Here is an 18,838-nt window from a genome sequence, read left to right on the forward strand (position 1 = left end):
TTGATCTTGGCGCCGTTGCCCTTGACTCGCGTCATGTTGACCAGCAGCGTGCCGTTGCCCATGCCTCCCCAATACAGGTGACGGCCTTGCGGCAGGTCTTCGATCGATTCGTACCGGTATCCGTCCTCCGGCAAATATTGGCGCACGGGCTTGCCGGTATCCTGCATCATGAACATCAGCGTCATCGGCTGGGTCAATCCGTCTTCGTCGCGTCCCGAACGGGTCGGCACGCCGGCGTCGGAGGCGACTCTGGCATCGCCCGTGCAGTCGATCACGACGCGTCCTTCGAAAGCCCACAGCCCCTCCCTCGTATTGGCGATGACGCCGGCGACCCGGTTATCCCGCATGATCGCTGCCACGAAGCTGGTATGGTAATACACTTCGACGCCTTCCTTCTCCAGCTTTTGATTCAAATAATGTCGCAGCTCGAAGGGTGAATATTGCGGCCAGATCGACTCGTGATGCGAGTCCGGCAGCGCCGCCGGCAGAAATTCCGCAATGATTTCCCGATAAATGCCCGTTACGTTGCCCACGCCCATAAAGACGCTTACGTTGCCCAGAGTGCCCATTCCGCCCAATTGTCCGGAGTGCTCGAGCAGAATCGTCTTCCGCCCGCACCGGGCCGCGCAGATCGCCGCCGCCGTTCCCGCGGGCCCGCCTCCGACCACAATCACATCGGCATTGTCATATACGGGGATTGTGCGGTCGAGTCTGATTTCACGATTGCTCATTTGCGATCTCTCCCATCCAGTCGAATAGATCCTTCATGCTTCAATTGTAGGGAAAGTGAAACCTGTTATATAGTTTCATTTTTGTTACACTTATAGGTGCACGCATGAGGAGGAGCGGACATGCCGAGGAAAAAAACAGTGACCCTGCAAACGATCGCCGACAAGCTGGGCTTGACGGTCCATACGGTATCCAAGGCTCTGCGAGGCTTGCCCGGCATGTCCGAGCCTACGCGGAAGGCGGTGGCCGATCTCGCCCGCGAGCTGGGCTACCGAACGAAGGAGCAGGAGGCCGGCATCGCGGCCGAACGCATTCCGTGGGCGAACGCGAAGCCCCGGCGATTCGCAATGCTGATCGTCGGCGACTCCGCCTTCCATCGGATGCAGCTGGAGGGTGTGCGCATCCGCTTGAACGAGCTCGGGCATTCGCTGTACCCTTTGCTCGTGCCGTCGGCGATGACGAGGCCGGCCGAGCTCGAGGATTGGCTGGACAAGAACGGGCTGAGCTTCGCGGACGGGTTGTTCCTCACCGCGGCGATTCCGGAATGGATGGAGACGATGCTGCTGCGGCTGCGGATGCCCAGGGTGCTCGTCAATTATCCGCCGGACGTGGCCGAGGTGGACAGCGTGATTTGGGACGTGGAATATGCGATTCACAGGTCGATGGAGGAGCTGTATCGCGCCGGCCATCGGCGGATTTTGTATATAGGGGAAGCGGGACCGTTAAGAGGCTTCCGTTTGAGGTGGCAGGCGTTCGTCGCCGCGGCGGGCCGGCTCGGTTTGGAAGGGCTGGCCGATCCCGGCGAACACCTGACGGACGGTTTCGCCGACCGCGCCGCGTGGATGGAGAAGTTGTGCGACAAGCTTGGCTCGGGGGCGTGGACCGCCGCGATCGCCGCCATTCCGGGCGTGGCCGAATGGACGTATGTCGCGGCGGGATTTCTGAAGCTGGACATTCCGGGAGATATCTCCCTCGTCGGCATGGAGAACGAGGGGCATCCCCGGTATGCCGACATGTCGCGTCCTCTTCTGCTCGTCCGGGAGGCGGGGGAACGTGCCGCGGAGCTGATGCTGAGAAGGATCGCCAACCCGCTGCTGCCGTTCGAGCAAGTGAGACTGAGGGGCTCGTTTCATCACGGGGAAACGATTCGCGAATGCCGCCGATCTTAAAAAAAGGCAAGCCCGCTTAAATCAAGCGCTCTATCCGCCTTCGTTCATCCTGTATACTTCAGGCATACCACGAAGTCGGAGGTGATTACGATTGAAATCCAGCACGTTGGAACACCGGCTTAACGTCGGCCGGCCCGCCGTTAATAGAAGAGGGCTGCTGTCGCATTACGCCAAGTATAGAGTGTTGTATTTGCTTTCCATTCCGGGCATCTCTTATTTTCTGATTTTCCGCTACATCCCGCTCGGGGGCTCGATGATCGCTTTTCAGGATTACGACGTCTTCGCCGGCGTCTGGAACAGCGAATGGGTAGGCTTCGACCAGTTCCGGAGAATGTTCGCGTACGCCGATTTCGCGCGGATACTGAACAACACGGTCGCGATCGGCTTCTACAGCATCGTCTTTGCTTTTCCGATCCCGATCGTTCTCGCCCTGATGATGAACGAGCTGCGCCACGAAATGTACAAGCGGATCGTGCAGACCGCGATCTACTTGCCGCACTTTCTGTCCTGGGTGGTCGTGGCGGGAATCGTCATCGGCCTTCTCTCGCCGACGAACGGAATCGTCAATGTCGTCCTCGAGAAGCTCGGCTACGATTCCGTCTATTTTATGGGCGAAGAATCGTTCGTGCGGACCATTATCGTCAGTTCCGGCATTTGGCGGGACGCGGGCTGGAGCACGATCATCTATTTGGCGGCGATGGCGGGAATCAATCCCGATCTGTACGAAGCCGCGGAGATGGACGGCGCCAGCCGATGGAGACAGACGCTCTCGATTACGATCCCTTCGATATTGCCTACGATCATGATCCTGTTCCTGCTTCAGATCGGCAATTTCCTCGACCTCGGCTTCGAGCGGGTGTTCGTTTTCCTCAATCCGCTGAACAGCGGACGGGGAGACATTCTCGACACGTATATTTACCGGGTCGGCTTGGAGCAGCTGGAATACAGCTACACGACCGCCATCGGCATGTTCAAGTCCGTCATCGGCCTGATCCTGATCGTGACGGCCAACTATTTCAGCAAGAGAGCTACCGGATCGGGGCTCTATTAGGAAGGAGATGGGGAGTTGTCCCGAATCAAACGCCAAAGCCGCTTAGCCGGGCTGATCCCGATGATTCTGTTCGGCATTAGTCTTGCAATGCTCCTGCCGATCTTTAATATCGTAGCCCAGTCGTTCAGCAGTTCCGCTGCGATAGCGGATCACAAAGTCTATCTATGGCCGGCGGATTTCACGTTGGACAATTACGAGGCGGTGCTGAAGCAGGCGTCCATCTGGAAAGCGTTCGGCATTAGCGTATGGATTACGGCGCTCGGCACGGCGATCGCCATCTTCATGACCGCCAGTCTCGCTTACCCGCTGTCGAGAACGGAATACCGGGAGAGAAAAGGCGTGCTCGTGCTGGTGCTGGTCACGATGATTTTCCATGCGCCGCTCATTCCGAACTACATGCTGATCCGGTCCCTTGGGCTGCTGGACACCTTGTGGGCTTTAATGCTTCCCGGCGCGATCAGCGCGTTTAATCTGTTCGTCATGCGCTCCTTCTTTCTCGCCATCCCCAACGAGCTGATCGAATCTTCGAGAATCGACGGAGCCGGCGAACTGCGCACTTTGCGGAGCATCATCATCCCGCTCTCGAAGCCGGCCATGGCGACGATGACGATCATCTATTCGGTAGCTTTGTGGAACAACTATTCGAACGCCCTTTACTATTTGAGCGACCGCGCCTTGTATCCCTTGCAGGTGAAGCTCCGGGAGTTCGTCATCACGGATTCGTCGGACCTGGCCACGAGCGCGGGGGATATCGCGAACCTGTCTCCGGAAGGACTGAAGATGGCCGTAATCGTCATAGCTACGGTTCCGATCATGATCGTGTATCCTTTTTTGCAGAAGCATTTCGTCAAGGGCATGCTGATCGGCTCGATCAAATCGTGACGACTTGCCATCCGGAACGCTTGTATAATAAAGATCAACTCAGCTTAAAAAAAACAATGTCGCAGCTTCATGCGAGGGGTTAAGATCAGATCGAACGATAGACTTGACATGAACAGGGGATGAATCTATGAAAGGTTGGAAGAAGACGGGCATAATCGGCATGATGGCGGTCACGGTATTGGCTGGCTGCTCCGGCGGGGGCACGCCGGAGGCTTCTAAGCCCGCGGAAGGAACGCAGACGTCACCGGCGGCGAGCGAGCCCTCGGCCGGCGGCAAACCGGTGAAAATCACCGTCGCCATGAGTGACGCGCTGAACAAGTACGCGCTTGCCAGCAGCAACATCAGCGCAAGCAAATGGGTTAAGAAGCTGGGCGAGCTGACGAACACCGAGCTTGATATTCGCTTGCTTCCGCATGCCGATATCAAATCCAAAATCGCGCTGATGTTCGCCAGCAAAGATATTCCCGACGTCGTCCATACCATTCAAGGCATGTATCCGGTCGGCACGGACATGATCGGAGCCGTCAAGGGAGGCAAATTCCTGGCACTGGACGACCTGCTCGCGGAACATGGCCAGGACATTTTGAAAGCGGTTCCCGAGGAGGCGTGGGACGAGGTTCGCTACAATGGCAAAATTTACGCCATTCCGGAATACTTGTCGGTTCAATCCCGGCGCGCGACGTTCATCCGCAAAGACCTTCTGGACGCAACGGGGCTGCCGGTTCCGCAGACGGTCGACGATTTCCTGAACGTTCTGAGGGCGCTCAAGAAGAACGGCGTGCAGCAGCCGTACGCGTTCCGTGAAAAATTCGCCTTTTCCGACGTGATTTTCGGCGCGTACGACGTTCTGCCTTACAGCACGATGTACGAGAAAATCGACGATCAGATCGTGCCGAAGTTTTTCAAGGTCGAAGCGATGCAAAAAGCGCTGCAGGTCTACAAAACGATGTACGACGAAGGCCTGATCGCCAAGGATTTCGCCAACGTGGACGGAAACCGCTGGACGAACGACATCAATACCGGCAAGTCGGCCGTGTGGAACCATAACGGCAACCTGATGGCGAACTGGGTGAACTCGACGAAGGCGGCCAGCCCGGACGCGGTCGTATCGATCATCCCTTCTCCCGTCGGCGACGACGGCCAAGGCGGCATGACCAAGTTCACCTACACCGGCGGATTGACCTATATCAACAGCGAGGTCGGAGCGGAAAAGGCGGCGGCCATCATGAAATTCCTCAACTTCCAGATCACCGAGGCGGGCGACCGGTTCTTCAATTTCGGAATCGAAGGCGACACGTACACGGTGCAGGACGGCAAGGTGAGCTACAAGCATCCGGAAACGCCGGAGGAGACCTACGAAGAGTCGTTCCGCTCCTCGATCTTCCGGTTCGTCGAAGACCAGGCGCTTAACCGCACATTGCTGAGCACGAGCGAAACGGGCAGAACGGTCATCGAGCAGTTCGATTCCATCGTAACCAAGGAAGGCCGCGAAGGCATCTCGTTCCTTCCGGAGCTTGAGGCGAGCGCCAAGCATCCCGATGTGGGCATGAAATTTTCCGACATGCCGCCTCTCATTCTCGACCACATGCTGAAAATGATTTACGGCAAGGAGCCGATTTCCGATTGGCCTAAAGTGATAGAAGAATGGAAGGCCAAGGGCGGAAATGATATCATCAAAGAAGCAACCGACCGTTACAATGCGAAGGACGGCGTCAAAATCGCCAATTAATCGCGGTCCGGCGATTCGTCGCGAAGAGCATTTGTCCCTATGCGGATAAATGTTCTTTGTCATCAGAGGGGGACGGCATATGAAGCATATACTGATTGCGGATGACGAGCCGTTGATCTTGAAGGGTCTTGTTGCGATACTGAAGCAGCATCCTTATCCTTTCGGCTCTATCCGTACGGCGACCAACGGCGAGAAGGCGCTCCAGATGATCGGCGAATCGATCCCGCATTTGTTGTTTACCGATATCCGGATGCCGAGGATGGACGGTCTGGAGCTGTGCAGGGCCGTTCACGAGAAATATCCGACCGTCGAGAAAGTGATCATTTCCGGTTACGGGGATTTCGAATACGCGCAAGCCTGTATTTCGTACGGAGTAAAGGAGTATCTTCTGAAGCCCTTCACGCCTTCCAAGATTCACGCGCTGCTCCAAAAAATGTTGTCCCGGGGCGAAGTGGCGTTCTCGATCTCGCGGTACGAAGAATTCGTGGAGCAGATCGTCGACGGAATCTGGGCGCTGGACGACCTGGCCGCCCAGGAAAGTCTCGAACGGTGGGAATCCTATTGCAAGACCGCGTCGGCATCGGATGCCGATTACGTTCGCATGCTGAGCGACGGGCTTCCGATGGTCCATAAACGTTTGACCGTTCGGGGATTTCGCCCGAAGCCGGACGAAGCCGCGGAGCCGAGGGAAGCCGGGAAGTATTTCGGACACGTCTGCATGCAAATCTCGAGGCTGATCGAGGACCTCGCCCTGCAGCGCGGCGGACAGGACCTGATGCAGAAAGCGAAAGCGTATATCGACGAGCGTATTACCCAAGAGCTTTCGCTCGAGGATGTCGCGGATTTTCTGGGCATCACGCCGCCCTACTTGAGCCTGCTTTTCAAGAAGGTGTACAAGGAAACTTTCGTGCAATACCGGATCGGGAAGCGGATGCTGCTTGCCAAGCGGCTGCTCGAAATTCCCCATTATCGGACCCACGATATCGCCTATGAGGTTGGCTACGAGAATTATCCCCATTTTTCCAGGACGTTTAAGAAGGTTACCGGATTGTCGCCGCTCGAATACCGTCATGCGATGGGAATCAAATGACGATGAAACCGTCCTTGGCGAGAAGCATCTTCTTCTATATCGCGTCGGTCGTCCTTTTGTCGGTGGCCGCGGTCGGATTTTTCTCCTACCGTTACTCCTCCGTCGAGCTTCGGAAGCAGAATGAGAGGCACTTGAGCGAGATCGTCTCCAACGCCGTGAATCATACCGATCTGTACTTGAAAACCTACGAGCGAGCGCATCTGTCCCTTGTGACGAATGTCGACGTCAAGCGGTTTCTCGACCGTCCGCCCGAGGACGATTACGACTACTACGCGTATACGAAAGCTTTAAAAGAAGAAACGATTCAGCCGCTCTTTATTCAGTCGCCCCAGATCATGACGGTCTACCTGATCGGCTATCACGGCAAATGGGTGTATTTCGTGAATCCCGCCCTGCGGCTTATCACGGATCCGTTTCCCCGCGTCACGCTGAACGAACTCGATGCGGAGACGGAGGCCAACGGCGGTCTGACGATCATCAACAACAGCGTGTTCTCGGACAGCGACAATCAGATGATTACGTTGGCGCGGAAAATTCACGGCGAAGTATACGACCAGTTTAAAGGCATTCTGGCGATCGAGATCAAAGCCGACGAATTTTCCCAATTGTGGAAAGGGCTCGATTTGGGGCCGGAAGGCTTCTTCTCCATCGTCGACAATCAGGGGCGGATCGTCTACAATCCGGACAACCAGTGGATCGGTCGAAAAATAAGCGGCGAGCTGCGGGAGAAGATGGATAGGAACCCGTTGCGGTCGTTTCTGGACTCCTCGATGGGCGGAGAGCGCATGTTCGTCAGCATGAAATCGGCCTACTCCGGATGGCATCTGCTGGTGTCGATCCCGGCGGAGAACATCCGGAAACCGATCGCCAGCATTCGATATTCTTCCTTGTTGGTCGGGCTGATCACCCTGTTTGCCGCGCTGCTGCTCGCTTACCGGTTCGGCCGCAACATCGCGAAACCGATCCAGATTCTGAAGAACGGGATGAGACAGACGGAGCAGGGGAACTGGATCCGGATTTCGAACCCGGGCTTGAAGAACGAGCTGGGGGAATTGATCGCGCGGTACAACTTGATGGTGAAGAGCTTGTCCGAATTGATGGATACCCTGTACCGGACAGAGCTTAGGCAGAAGGACGCGGAACTGGAACGGCAGAAGGCGGAGCTGCAGTCGCTGCAGCTCCAGATTAATCCCCACTTCCTGTACAATACGCTGGAGAACATTATTTGTTACGCCGTCATCCAGAATTCCGGGGAGATTACGGAAATCGCCGACTCGATTGCATCCATGTTCCGTTATTCCATCGAGACGCATATTGAAGAAACGGCCATTGTCAACGAGCTGAAGCACGTTCTACATTACATGACGATCATGAAACACCGCGTAGGTCGGGAATTCGAACTGGACGTGAGAATTCCTCCGGACTATTTCTTGAAGAAAATGGCCCGCCTGACGCTTCAGCCGTTGATCGAAAACGTGTTTCAGCACGCCTTTGCCGACGGCATCGAGGATTATCACTATATCCGTCTGGACGCCTGGTCGTCGGGGGAGGATTTGCTGCTCGCTCTTGAAGACAACGGGGTCGGCATGGCCCCGGCCCGGCTGGCGGACCTGCAAAGCCAGCTCGAAAGCAACCAGCTTGCCGATCGGAAGCTTCGGTCGGGCGCCGGAAACGGCGGCATCGGCATGATGAATGTGCACCGCCGCATTCAGCTTGTCTTCGGAGAGCGGTACGGACTCGGGATTGAAAGTACGCCTGGAATCGGCACGCGCGTGCGAATCCGGCTCCCGAACGTCGAGACTTGACCTGCCCGAAAATTCGTCGGCAGGTCTTTTTGCTGTTCCTGCGGATGCTATGGCCGGGGCTTCTTAAAAAAACACAAGCCTGCATAAAAGGAATCATCTGAACATTTCCCGATTGAATCTATAATGATAGATAGATCGAGAGAGTCAGAAGCATTCGAAATCGACGGGAGGTGAACCTATTTTCTATGCAGCGATTCGGCATCTGTTTTCATAACGTCGCGGAACTGGAAGCCAGACCCGGACTGTCCGGCCTGATTCTGCAGCGCTTCCCGCAAGAGGTGCGGCATTCCTTGACCGCGAAAGGAAGGACGAAAGCGGAGCAGTCCAACGGCTGCGAGCTGCGGTTCGTTACCGAATCGGTGCAGGTGCAAATCACCGCGGGATCGCGGGAGACGGACGGCACGATTCTGGTGTTCAGGGGCGACTTTTTTCATTCCTTCCACCAACTCAGGGCGGGGGTCGCGGAGACGATCTCGCTGGAAATTCCGGATAGATTCGCCGATGTCGAGCAGGCGAAGCTGAATGGACCGTTGTTCGCCCCTAACGTTTGGCGCATTTTTTTCGACCGGTTCGGCGGCGTGTTCCACGAATTGAATGCATACGGTTACCCGGTTCGGCCGCCCTCGCGGGAGGAGATGCCGCGGCGGAAGCTGCTCGCGTACGGATCCTCGATCACACAGGGCGCTGGCGCCATGAGCCATTATAACGGATATGCGCAGCAGGCCGCGCGGCGGTTGGGACTGGACGTTCTCAATCTGGGGCTGAGCGGTTCCTGCTTCTGCGAGCGGGAGGTGGCCGATCACATCGCGGGCCGCGAAGACTGGGACGCGGCGTTCCTGGAACTCGGCGTCAATATGAGGGGAGCCGTGCCCGCCGAAGAGTTCGCCAGGCGGACGTCCTATTTGTTCGACCGGATCATGGAGCGTCATCCGGACAAGCCGATTTTTGCGACGACGATTTACCCTAACAGGGCGACTTATTCCCGTCAATCGGGGCACCCCCATCAGGACGCCGAACAGGAATACAACGAGATTTTGAGAGCCTATGCCGCGTCCAGAGCGGGCAGCCGCCTGCATCTGTTCGAAGGAGACCGGATCATGAGCGATTTTTCGTTCCTGACCAGCGATCTCATCCATCCTTCGGAATACGGGCACATTCGAATGGGCGAGAATCTGGAGAACTTGATGAGTCCGCTGCTGAGCGGATATTTCGATTAAACGTAATGAGCGAGGAGGATCCCATTGCCTAAAATTACGATCCGAATGTACGAGGGAAGAACGCAAAGTCAGAAAGATGAACTAGTCGAGGTGTTTACGCGGGAGATGTCCCGCATTATCGAACGCGAATCGAAGCACATTCACGTTGATTTCGACGAAATCCCGGTGGACGACAATGCGCCGGAACATTTGAAGAAAGCGAGGAACGACCGTTGAATACGAACCTCAAAGGCAGAATAGCGCTCGTCACCGGCTCCGGAAGCGGCATCGGCAGGGGAATCGCGCTCGCGCTCGCCGGACAAGGCGCCGATGTGGCCGTACATTACCATAGCAGCAAGGAACAGGCGGAGACCGTCGTCCGGGAGGCTCAAGCCGCGGGCGTCCGCTCGGCGGCATTCCGGGCCGATCTGAGAATCGCATCCGAAGCCGATCGGCTCCTGTCCGAGGCGGCCGAGTTATTCGGCCGGCCGATCGACATCCTGGTCAACAACGCCGGACATTTGGTCAAGCGCGTGCCCAACTCGGACCTCACGGAGGAGCATTACGAGCAGGTCATGAACGTGAACTTCAAAAGCTGCGTATTCGCCAGCCGGGCAGCCATTCCCGGCATGATCCGAATCGGCCGGGGGAGCATCGTCAATCTTTCGTCCGTCGCAGCCTATAACGGCGGCGGTCCCGGCGCTTCCATCTACGCCGCTTCCAAGGCGGCGGTTATGGCCTATACCAAAGGCTTGGCCAAGGAATTGGCGGCGCACGGCATCCGGGCCAATGCCGTGTCTCCCGGCGTAATCGGCCAGACGTCGTTTCACGATACGTTCACTCCAGAGGAGGCGCGGAAGGCGGCGTTGAAAGGCATTCCGCTTGGGCGAGAGGGCACGCCGGAAGACGTCGGGCATGCGGTGGCGTATCTCGTATCGGATGGAGCTTCTTACCTTACCGGCGAGACGATCGAAGTCAACGGCGGGATGTTCATGCGATGAACAAGGGGAGAACGGATTCGGGCCTCGGAACTTGGTTCACGTCAGCCGTCGCTAAGCTCAAAGAAGAACTGCGGGGCGTTCTAAAAAACGGAGTGGCTATACCGGACTCCCCCGGAGGGTGGTGGCATGAATACGTCTGCCCCGATCACCATACCGAGCTGCTGTTCGATCCGGAAGAACGGGACGCCCGCGCCTTCCGTTGTCCGTACGGATGCGAGCTGGCGGAAGAACGGTACCGCGGAGCTTGGCTCGTATTCCGCCATCAGGAGAATGCGCGCATCGCTTTGTCGGCGGCGGCGATTTATTCGAATACGGGAGAGACGGAGTATGGCGAGCTCGCGTCCGGTATCGTGGAGCGGTACGCTTCGGCGTATGACCGGTACCCGGTAAACCCGGACGCGCAGCCGTGGATGCTGAGGGGCAGAATTTTCCACCAAGCGCTGACGGAGGCGATCTGGGCCACATCGCTTCTGAGAACGATGCTGCTGCTCAGGGAAGCATCCCGGCGCGTCGATCCGGATCAGGCCGAACCTCCGCTGTCGTCCGCCGTCTCGAATTTTCTGGAGCGACTGGCGAAGAGCATGGACGACTACCGGCAGGTGCTGATTCATGAACGGCAGGAGCCGCAAAACAATTACACGGCCTGGCTCAACGCCTGTCTGGCCGGCATTTACGCCGTTCGCGGCGATGCGGAAGGCATGAACGGCCTGCTCGAATGCCCCGGCGGCTTGCGGCACCATCTGTCCATCGGCGTCCGTCCCGACCAGTTGGAGTTCGAGGGCAGCACCTACTATCATATCTTCGTGCTCCGCGCGTATTTGATCGCGGCCGAGATGGCCGAGCATGTCGGAATGGATTTGTACGGGCTGCGAGGGGAAGCCGGACAAACGTATCGCGGCATGCTTATGGCGCTCGTTGATTTGGCCGCTCCGAACGGGGCGCTTCCCGCCTTGCATGACGGACCGTATCGGCGCGTCCCGTTCGCCAGGGAGACGGCGGAAATATTCGAGATCGGATGGAGCAAGTACGTCGAGCCGAAGTTCCTGCCGATCCTCAAGGAAGCTTACCGGGATATTCAGGACGGGGAGCCCCGGCGGGAAGGGCTTGAAGCCGTACTGTTCGGGAAGGGGGATTGGGATTTCACGGACTCCGGCCTTCTGGAGAATCCGGCGGCGCCTCCGGCAAGCTCCCGGCTGTTCCCGGACAGCGGGTTTGCCGTCGGCAGGCAGGAAGGAAATCCGCTGTCCTTCCTGATCGACTACGGTCCGCACGGAGGCAGCCATGGCCATTACGACAAGCTGAATCTGGTGCTTATGCACGCCGAAGGCTTTCTGGCTCCGGATCGGGGAATGGTTCCTTACGGCTCCAAGCTCAGGCAGGAATGGTTCTCGCAGACGGCGAGCCACAACACCGTAACGGTGGGCCGCCGTTCCCAAGAGGAGGATGAAGGAGCCTGCGTCGCGTTCAGGACGTTCTCCGACGGGAGCGCCTATGTGTGGACGAGGTCGGAGGGCGCTTACGAAGGCGCGGTGCTCGACCGTCATCTGTACCTGACCTCGCGCTGGCTGCTGGATTGGTTTACGGTCAAGCTGGATCGGGAAGACACTGTCGATTGGTGGCTGCATAACGCGGTTCCTGCGGTCCATCCGTTTCCCGCGGCCCATCCGTTATCCGACGATGTAACCGGCAATGTCCTTATCCCATCCGACTACCCGTGCGTCGAATATAAATCCAAAATTATCGGCCATAAGCACAACGCCGAAGCGCTGCCGCTGCGGTTGATCGCGAACGGCGGGGAGCGGAAGGAGGGCGCCATCGTGTCGGCGAGTCTGCTTCTGTTCCCGAACTCGGAGCTGTACGAGCTGGAAGCGCCGGGGACGGCTCACGATCCCTCCAAAACCATGAGGGGGATCATGCACCGGCAAAACGGAAGGCTGGCGCATTTCGTCTGCGTGTACGGAACAACTCCGGCTCCATTGGCATTAAAATGGAGCTCGCCGTCGGAGTCCGGTCTTGCCGGCGTCGAAATCGGCGAAGGGGATGAGGCCGAGCTCGTCCGGTTGAGCGACTCCGGTCTTGTCGTCGGGATTTAGAGGTTTGAATGCGTGCTTAATTCCGACTTCTATAAAAATGAGGCTAAAGGGGTGTCCCATAAGTCATAAAAGATGACTAGGGATAACCCCTGTTTTTACGTTCTCGATTTAGATTTTGCGGGCATGTATCTCCTTCCGGTTAACTGCCCCTTACACCGTTTCGTCGATAGGCCGTTCGAAATCGATGTGGTAATGATGAAGCCAGGGGTTTTCCATTGATTTCGAAGCGAGCCGCAAGACAATCGGGAAAAGCGCGTCGCGAACGGCTCTGCCGATGGGGCCGGCTGCCTTACTGTTATTGATTCGGCGAGCCGACTTTAACGTTTTCCGAACACGCTCGTGCCGCAACTGTTGATAGGCCGCGAAGGCTTGAGAGAGTTCGGCGCGGTCGCGAAGGCATTGCGCAAGAATAAGCGCATCCTCGATGGCCAGCGACGCGCCTTGTCCCGAGCTGGGTGAAGTGACATGCGCCGCATCGCCAATCAGCACGATCCGGCCCCGGTGCCAGTTCTCCGGCGGATCCATGTCGTAGATCGGCATAGGAGCATCGAAATCCTCGGTCGCGGCAAGGATTCGATGCGCGGGAGTTCGGTCCTCGCGGAAAAGATCCAACAGCCGCCGTTTCCATTCGCCGGGCGATAGGGCTCTCAATTCCTCCCTTGAAGGTTCATTGGCCCATGGCAAGTTGGCAAACCACAGAACGGTGCCGTCCCCTCTAACGAAATGTCCCCAGAACGCGCGCTTCCCGAACGCCATGTAGAATTCGTTGGGCATAGGAGCAAGCTCTAAACCGGATGCCTGCCCCCCTGTTCCAACGAGCCCGACATAACGGGGCTTAGGAGCATTACGATCGACAAGCTGCCGCACGCGGGAGTGCACGCCGTCGGCGCCAATGATCAAGCTTCCCTCCGCTTCGCTTCCGTCCGCAAACTTCGCGACGACTCCATTGGGACGCTGCTCCACGTCGATAAGCCGTTTTCCGTATTCGATCCGGATGCCTCTGCGCTGCGCTTCGTCGGCCAGCACGCTGTAAAGCTCGGCGCGTTTAATCGTGTGGTTGACCGTTCCGTCGGGAAGCTCGACTCCGTTTCCGATTTCGCCAAGCCGTTTGCCGGATCCGCTGAATAGCGCCATTTTCTGCGTTGGCGTGCCGATTGCCGTCACGGCTTCATGTACGCCCAGGGTACGAAGTCCGTCGAGACCGTTGGTCGCGAGGGTCATGAAAGAACCGACGTCATGAGCCGCCGTTTCGTAGGCTTCGTAAATCGTCGCCTCCATGCCGATCTTTTGCAGAGCCAAGGCTGCCGCCGGGCCGGCGATGCCGCAGCCTGCGATGACTGCTTTTCCAACCGACATTCGATCTCCTCCTTTGAGAACGGGGGTTGCTTCCTTTTTCAATCATATAATCTAAATAAACTATATGTTTTAAACTATATGTAGTCAACTGATATTTTAAAAACAGGCTTGTCCCCTCTATAATAAGAGGAGAAGGAGTCGATCTTATGCCCAAAACAAAGCGCAGCAATCTGCTGGCATTAGCCGTTCTATCGCTGCTTAACGAAAAGACGATGCATCCTTATGAGATCGGCGTCACCATGAAGCAGCGCGGAATGTCGGATACCATTAAGTTAAATACCGGTTCCCTCTATGCCGTTATCGACCATCTAATCAAGAACGGCCTTATCGAGTCGGTAGAAACCGTGAAGGAGGGCAAGCATCCCGAACGAACCATCTATCGTCCGACGGAGAAGGGGAAGGATGAACTCATCGACTGGCTTAAATGTTTGCTGAGAACCCCGACGAAGGAATATCCGCAATTCGCAGCCGGTCTCGCTTTCCTAGGACATCTATCGCCTAAGGAAGCATGCGATTTGCTGCGGGAACGCTCAATTGCTTTGACCGATCGAATCGAACAAGCACGGCTTTCCATGGAGGCCACTCTGAAGATGGGGATCAAGCGACTGTTCGTTATCGAGACGGAGTACGAGCTGGTCCTGCTGGAGGGAGAGAAGAGCTGGCTCGACCGGCTTATCATGGAAATCGAGGACGGCACTTTGACTGAACGCTCTGGCGAACAGTTTGTGTGGAAGTTATAGCGAAAACGAGCCTGTCAAAGCGATGACAGAAGCAGAGCTTGAGCATTGGAGTCCATTAATCAGGTATAGCCGCATGAGACCAAAATGAGTTGCACATAAGGTTGGGCAAGGACGTTGAGCAATCAGCGTCTTTTTCCTTTTCTGATTCACCTCCGACAAAAACTCGATTTTGCGTCTAAAGGACGCCAAAGGCGTTTTTGCTTGTTTGGGGAGTATACCCATACCGTTTGGCCGAGACAGACATATAGTTGGTTAAGGTCTGACAACTGGATAATGGAGGTTTTCAAATGGGAATTCGTCCTCCAAAGGGAGAACAACCGATAATACCTGAACCGACACCGACACCACCGATACCGATACCGACATTAATACCGACGCGGTCACCGACTCCGACCCCAACACTGGTACCAGCGCCGACACCAACGCCGACACCAACGCCAACGCCGACACCAACGCCGACACCAACGCCAACGCCGACACCGACACCAACGCCAGCACCGCCCCCGCCCCCGACCCCTATGGTTTTTCTTTATGTAGCTAATTTTATCGATAACACAGTAGAGATATATAATATTTCCAATCCCACAGCGCCAGTGCGCGTAGGAGAATTTAACGGAGGGAATTTAAGTGATCCTACCGGATTGGCCATTACGGGTACGACTCTTTATGTTGCAAACGAGGGCGATAGCACAGTAGAAATTTTTAATATTTCCAATCCTACAGCTCCAATACGTGTAGGGGAGTTTAATGGAGGAAATTTAAATGCTCCTGTCGGATTGGTTATTACGGGTACGACTCTTTATGTAGCCAATTTTGGCGATGACTCGGTTGAGATTTATGATATTTCCATTCCGGCTGTTCCTGTACGCGTAGGGGAGTTTAACGCCGGGAATTTAAGCGGTCCTGTTGGAATGGCGATTACGGGCACCATTCTGTATGTGTCAAATATTGTCGATAACACGGTAGAAATTTATAATATTTCGAATCCTACCCTTCCTGTACGAATAGGGCAGTTTGGTCCGGACAACTTAATTAGTCCTGTCGGATTGGCGATTGCAGGCGCTACGCTTTATATAGCGAATGCCGACAATAACACGATAGAGATTTATGATATTTCCATTCCTACAAATCCTGTGCTTGCAGGGGCGGCTAACGCAGGGAATTTAAACACTCCCGTCGGATTGGCGATTACGGGTACGACTCTTTATGTATCCAATGCTAACGGCAACAATGTAGATATTTATAATATTTCTACTCCTACAAATCCTGTGCACGTCGGAGAGTTCAATGCAGGAAATCTAAGTAATCCTTTTGGAATGGCCATTTTTACAGTCTAGAGACGTCGCTGAACGGTATTTTGCATACAACAGGGGGGATGGTTTGAATACTGAACGAACTAGGCCGATGGTATCGTTGATTATTCCGGCGAAGAACGAAGGAAATCATGTTCGGGCCACGATCGAATCAGCCCTTCAAGCCCAAACCGTGTATCCATTTGAAATCATCCTCGTGGACGACGGTTCGTCAGACGGATGCTGCCAATTCATCGCAACTAATCCGAGCGACGACAGGCTGAAGCGGGTCCGAACGGAAGGAATAGGTGCGGCCAATGCCAGAAATCTCGGGGCCATGCATTCGATCGGCAGCGATTTGATTTTTTGCGACGCTCATTTGATTTTCGAGGACTTCTGGATGGACCGCCTGCTTGAGCCGATTCGACAAAGGCAGGCGGACGGCACGACTCCCGGGATTGCTTCCACCGATGCTCCGGACATTGTCGGTTATGGCCAGACATTGGATCAACGACTAAGTGTGAAATGGAACGGATGGCAGCCGGCCCCGTTTCCGTGCGCCGTTTTATCCGGAGGTTGTTTCGCCGTATCCCGAAATGTCTTTTTCGATATCGGAGGATTCGATGACGGCTTCAAAATGCCGATCGTATTCTAAGCTCTCTTCTTGAAAGCGGCGTGGAGGAACAAAGGCACGACTATTTGAAACGTCGAGCGCATTGCGATGATTGGTTGATGGAGAAGTTTGGCATCCCGTTTTAGGTTGCGGGCAGCATAATTGCGGGAGGGGATAGGATGACCGGGGGCAGATGGTCCGTTCAACGTATTCGGGGATTAGACTCTCATCATATCCTTTTTCCAGAAATTCACCGGGAAAGATTTGGATCGACTAAGGGATCTTGCTATTTTCAGTTCGGCGCATGGAAAAAAGAAGTGACTGTACGATTTAGCAGCGATCTGCCTCGGCATTCAATCGGAATACCCGGAAATTTTGAACCGACTTTCTCGATCCCCGATCAGCTTCCCTATGAAATCTATACGGACGGAACCCGAATTCGTATGGGGCCTGTCATCGCTATCCTCATTACTTCCGGCATGGTGACCTCAAAAATGCTGGACAGCTATCGATACTATTTTATCAATTACGAGGCGATCAGGGGTCTTGCCTATATTTGCTCGATTAGCGGAATCCAACCGCATAATAAGACGATCGTTGGTTATGGTTACAATCCGGGCGGTTCCGGAGCCCAACAATGGATCGAGTCGGTCTTTCCCTATCCCGACGCAGCATATCGAAGAACAAGAGTGAACAAAAACCTTCTTTACGATCACTTGGCGGATCATTTGGAAGGAAAAATATTCAACACCTATTTTTTCAACAAGTTGGAGCTTAAGCAGTCCTTTTCCCGAGATCTGCGGGTTGGGAAGCATATCCCCGGTACCAAACTTATGGATAAATTCCCGACTTTCAAAAAAATGCTGAACCAGTACGGATCCGTTTATCTAAAGCCGGTGATCGGTTCGATGGGAAGAGGGATTCATAAAGCGCAGAAGGCCGGGAAGGGATACTTATTTACGCTTCGTGACAAGAGGAAAATCCGGATCAAAAACCGGAGCCGCGTTTCGGCATTTCTTCGAAAAATCAAACGAGGAAAAAAATACTTGATCCAGCAGTCCGTCGATTACACCCACAATAAGAAGCAGGTGGATTTCAGGGTCGTTATGCAGAAAGATCGGCTGATGCAGTGGATATGTACGGGCATCATCGCACGTTACGGACAAACCGGCAAAATCTATACTAACGATGTCAGTTCCGTTTCGATCGGCCGTACAGCGCTGCAAAAAGTATATGGTCTGCAGCAAGAAGAAGCCTCCCGCAAAGAACAGGAGATCGTTTCGGTATGTACCGATGCTTGCCGCGTGATTGATCAAACTTACGGCCTATTTGGCGATGTTGGCTTCGATGTCGCCGTTGATCGGCAATTAAACGTATGGATTTTAGAAATCAATAGTCTCCATAATCATTCTGTAGCCTCGTATGCCAAAGAAGATCCGCACATGTATGGCAACGTACTTAGCAGACCTCTGGAATATGCGAAGTCACTAGCAGGGTTTTAGTCAGTGATGAGGGAGAATGAGCCGTTTGAGGGCAATTGCGCGGAAGCGGCACGGCAGATTGAGCCGCAAGACGGAGAGGCGCTACGGACGTACCATAGTGTCAGATATGGCCCTATTTTGAGCAATCCATAATAAAAAGCTTGTAAAATAAATATCTTCGTGCAGAATTAAGGAGTGATACTACATTCAAGGAGTGGGGATTTGAGAAAGCAAAAGCCAATGTCGTTCGATGAACTGTTGAAGGATTTGCAAGGCCAGAAGACCATTCAGGAAGATCCGAACCATGTCTCGTTGGGCAAGCTGTTCAATGAGGCGTTCGTAAGCAGGCATTCCAACTCTGCAAGCTTTGACGAGCTTCTGGAGAAAGGCAATTTCCAAGCTAAGACTTGGGAGGATATAGACAATATTCTTGAAGAGTTGTTGGACCGCCATATCGCCAGGGAGACGGATTTCGCGAATTGGAAGTCCATGCTGGACACGGCGACCAGGGAATACAACGATAAAGCTGGAAAATAGGCTTCGGCTTGCCGCAGCAACCACACGAACACCTTATTCCGCCGCCAAGCCGCCGGAATAAGGTGTTTTGGCGT

Annotated in this window: 17 protein-coding genes; 15 read left to right on the top strand and 2 right to left on the bottom strand. The window is 55.0% G+C overall.

The window, feature by feature from the left end; all coding sequences use genetic code 11:
• A partial coding sequence (locus ACESLM_RS04760) for an FAD-dependent oxidoreductase (RefSeq protein ID WP_372630233.1) occupies positions 1-731 on the bottom strand: 731 nt, incomplete at its 3' end.
• A 120-nt stretch (positions 732-851) separates the two neighbouring features.
• Here ACESLM_RS04760 and ACESLM_RS04765 point away from each other — a divergent pair.
• The 10 genes from ACESLM_RS04765 to ACESLM_RS04810 all read left to right on the top strand — a co-directional run bounded on the left by ACESLM_RS04765 (position 852) and on the right by ACESLM_RS04810 (position 12,745).
• A complete protein-coding gene (locus ACESLM_RS04765; protein ID WP_372630234.1) occupies positions 852-1,898 on the top strand; it encodes a LacI family DNA-binding transcriptional regulator in 1,047 nt (348 codons plus the stop codon).
• 91 nt (positions 1,899-1,989) lie between these two features.
• The gene (locus ACESLM_RS04770) at positions 1,990-2,949 is read left to right on the top strand and encodes an ABC transporter permease (RefSeq protein WP_372630235.1); all 960 of its coding nucleotides are present in this window, start codon (positions 1,990-1,992) and stop codon (positions 2,947-2,949) included.
• Between the two features lie 60 nt (positions 2,950-3,009).
• Positions 3,010-3,831: a carbohydrate ABC transporter permease gene (locus ACESLM_RS04775; RefSeq protein ID WP_372630311.1), complete on the top strand. Its 822-nt coding sequence runs from the start codon at positions 3,010-3,012 to the stop codon at positions 3,829-3,831.
• A 127-nt stretch (positions 3,832-3,958) separates the two neighbouring features.
• On the top strand, positions 3,959-5,560 hold the full coding sequence (locus ACESLM_RS04780) for a type 2 periplasmic-binding domain-containing protein (protein WP_372630236.1): 1,602 nt from the start codon (positions 3,959-3,961) through the stop codon (positions 5,558-5,560).
• 79 nt (positions 5,561-5,639) lie between these two features.
• Positions 5,640-6,650 (top strand): response regulator transcription factor, encoded by a 1,011-nt coding sequence (locus ACESLM_RS04785; protein ID WP_372630237.1) that lies wholly within the window; start codon positions 5,640-5,642, stop codon positions 6,648-6,650.
• Positions 6,647-8,455 (top strand): cache domain-containing sensor histidine kinase, encoded by a 1,809-nt coding sequence (locus ACESLM_RS04790; RefSeq protein ID WP_372630238.1) that lies wholly within the window; start codon positions 6,647-6,649, stop codon positions 8,453-8,455. Before ACESLM_RS04785 ends, ACESLM_RS04790 begins: the two co-directional genes overlap by 4 nt.
• 185 nt (positions 8,456-8,640) lie before the next feature.
• On the top strand, positions 8,641-9,672 hold the full coding sequence (locus ACESLM_RS04795; RefSeq protein ID WP_372630239.1) for an SGNH/GDSL hydrolase family protein: 1,032 nt from the start codon (positions 8,641-8,643) through the stop codon (positions 9,670-9,672).
• Positions 9,673-9,696: 24 nt separating this feature from the next.
• On the top strand, positions 9,697-9,888 hold the full coding sequence (locus ACESLM_RS04800; RefSeq protein ID WP_372630240.1) for a tautomerase family protein: 192 nt from the start codon (positions 9,697-9,699) through the stop codon (positions 9,886-9,888).
• On the top strand, positions 9,885-10,652 hold the full coding sequence (locus ACESLM_RS04805) for an SDR family NAD(P)-dependent oxidoreductase (RefSeq protein WP_372630241.1): 768 nt from the start codon (positions 9,885-9,887) through the stop codon (positions 10,650-10,652). Before ACESLM_RS04800 ends, ACESLM_RS04805 begins: the two co-directional genes overlap by 4 nt.
• Positions 10,649-12,745: a heparinase II/III domain-containing protein gene (locus ACESLM_RS04810; protein WP_372630242.1), complete on the top strand. Its 2,097-nt coding sequence runs from the start codon at positions 10,649-10,651 to the stop codon at positions 12,743-12,745. The genes ACESLM_RS04805 and ACESLM_RS04810 overlap by 4 nt, the downstream gene beginning before the upstream one ends.
• Positions 12,746-12,895: 150 nt before the next feature.
• Here the strand turns inward: ACESLM_RS04810 and ACESLM_RS04815 are convergent, their stop codons facing one another.
• Entirely contained in the window at positions 12,896-14,101 is a 1,206-nt protein-coding gene (locus ACESLM_RS04815) for an FAD-dependent oxidoreductase (protein WP_372630243.1), read from the bottom strand.
• Positions 14,102-14,247: 146 nt separating this feature from the next.
• Between ACESLM_RS04815 and ACESLM_RS04820 the strand changes: the two genes are divergently transcribed.
• The 5 genes from ACESLM_RS04820 (at position 14,248) to ACESLM_RS04840 (ending at position 18,764) form a co-directional block, all read left to right on the top strand.
• On the top strand, positions 14,248-14,841 hold the full coding sequence (locus ACESLM_RS04820; RefSeq protein ID WP_372630244.1) for a PadR family transcriptional regulator: 594 nt from the start codon (positions 14,248-14,250) through the stop codon (positions 14,839-14,841).
• A 287-nt stretch (positions 14,842-15,128) separates the two neighbouring features.
• Entirely contained in the window at positions 15,129-16,178 is a 1,050-nt protein-coding gene (locus ACESLM_RS04825) for an LVIVD repeat-containing protein (RefSeq protein ID WP_372630245.1), read from the top strand.
• Positions 16,153-16,788, top strand: a complete 636-nt coding sequence (locus ACESLM_RS04830) for a glycosyltransferase family 2 protein (RefSeq protein WP_372630246.1) — start codon at positions 16,153-16,155, stop codon at positions 16,786-16,788. The genes ACESLM_RS04825 and ACESLM_RS04830 overlap by 26 nt, the downstream gene beginning before the upstream one ends.
• Positions 16,789-16,925: 137 nt before the next feature.
• Positions 16,926-18,248 (top strand): YheC/YheD family endospore coat-associated protein, encoded by a 1,323-nt coding sequence (locus ACESLM_RS04835; RefSeq protein ID WP_372630247.1) that lies wholly within the window; start codon positions 16,926-16,928, stop codon positions 18,246-18,248.
• Positions 18,249-18,467: 219 nt separating this feature from the next.
• Positions 18,468-18,764: a hypothetical protein gene (locus ACESLM_RS04840; RefSeq protein ID WP_372630313.1), complete on the top strand. Its 297-nt coding sequence runs from the start codon at positions 18,468-18,470 to the stop codon at positions 18,762-18,764.
• Positions 18,765-18,838 lie beyond the last annotated feature (74 nt).

Source organism: Cohnella sp. (assembly GCF_041641335.1).
Taxonomy (GTDB): Bacteria; Bacillota; Bacilli; order Paenibacillales; family Paenibacillaceae; genus Cohnella.

Coding starts and splice junctions, on each gene's coding strand:
- ACESLM_RS04765 (WP_372630234.1), top strand. CDS start 852: ATGCCGAGGAAAAAAACAGTGACCCTGCAAACGATCGCCGACAAGCTG.
- ACESLM_RS04775 (WP_372630311.1), top strand. CDS start 3,010: ATGATTCTGTTCGGCATTAGTCTTGCAATGCTCCTGCCGATCTTTAAT.
- ACESLM_RS04780 (WP_372630236.1), top strand. CDS start 3,959: ATGAAAGGTTGGAAGAAGACGGGCATAATCGGCATGATGGCGGTCACG.
- ACESLM_RS04785 (WP_372630237.1), top strand. CDS start 5,640: ATGAAGCATATACTGATTGCGGATGACGAGCCGTTGATCTTGAAGGGT.
- ACESLM_RS04790 (WP_372630238.1), top strand. CDS start 6,647: ATGACGATGAAACCGTCCTTGGCGAGAAGCATCTTCTTCTATATCGCG.
- ACESLM_RS04795 (WP_372630239.1), top strand. CDS start 8,641: ATGCAGCGATTCGGCATCTGTTTTCATAACGTCGCGGAACTGGAAGCC.
- ACESLM_RS04810 (WP_372630242.1), top strand. CDS start 10,649: ATGAACAAGGGGAGAACGGATTCGGGCCTCGGAACTTGGTTCACGTCA.
- ACESLM_RS04815 (WP_372630243.1), bottom strand. CDS start 14,101: ATGTCGGTTGGAAAAGCAGTCATCGCAGGCTGCGGCATCGCCGGCCCG.
- ACESLM_RS04820 (WP_372630244.1), top strand. CDS start 14,248: ATGCCCAAAACAAAGCGCAGCAATCTGCTGGCATTAGCCGTTCTATCG.
- ACESLM_RS04825 (WP_372630245.1), top strand. CDS start 15,129: ATGGGAATTCGTCCTCCAAAGGGAGAACAACCGATAATACCTGAACCG.
- ACESLM_RS04835 (WP_372630247.1), top strand. CDS start 16,926: ATGACCGGGGGCAGATGGTCCGTTCAACGTATTCGGGGATTAGACTCT.
- ACESLM_RS04840 (WP_372630313.1), top strand. CDS start 18,468: ATGTCGTTCGATGAACTGTTGAAGGATTTGCAAGGCCAGAAGACCATT.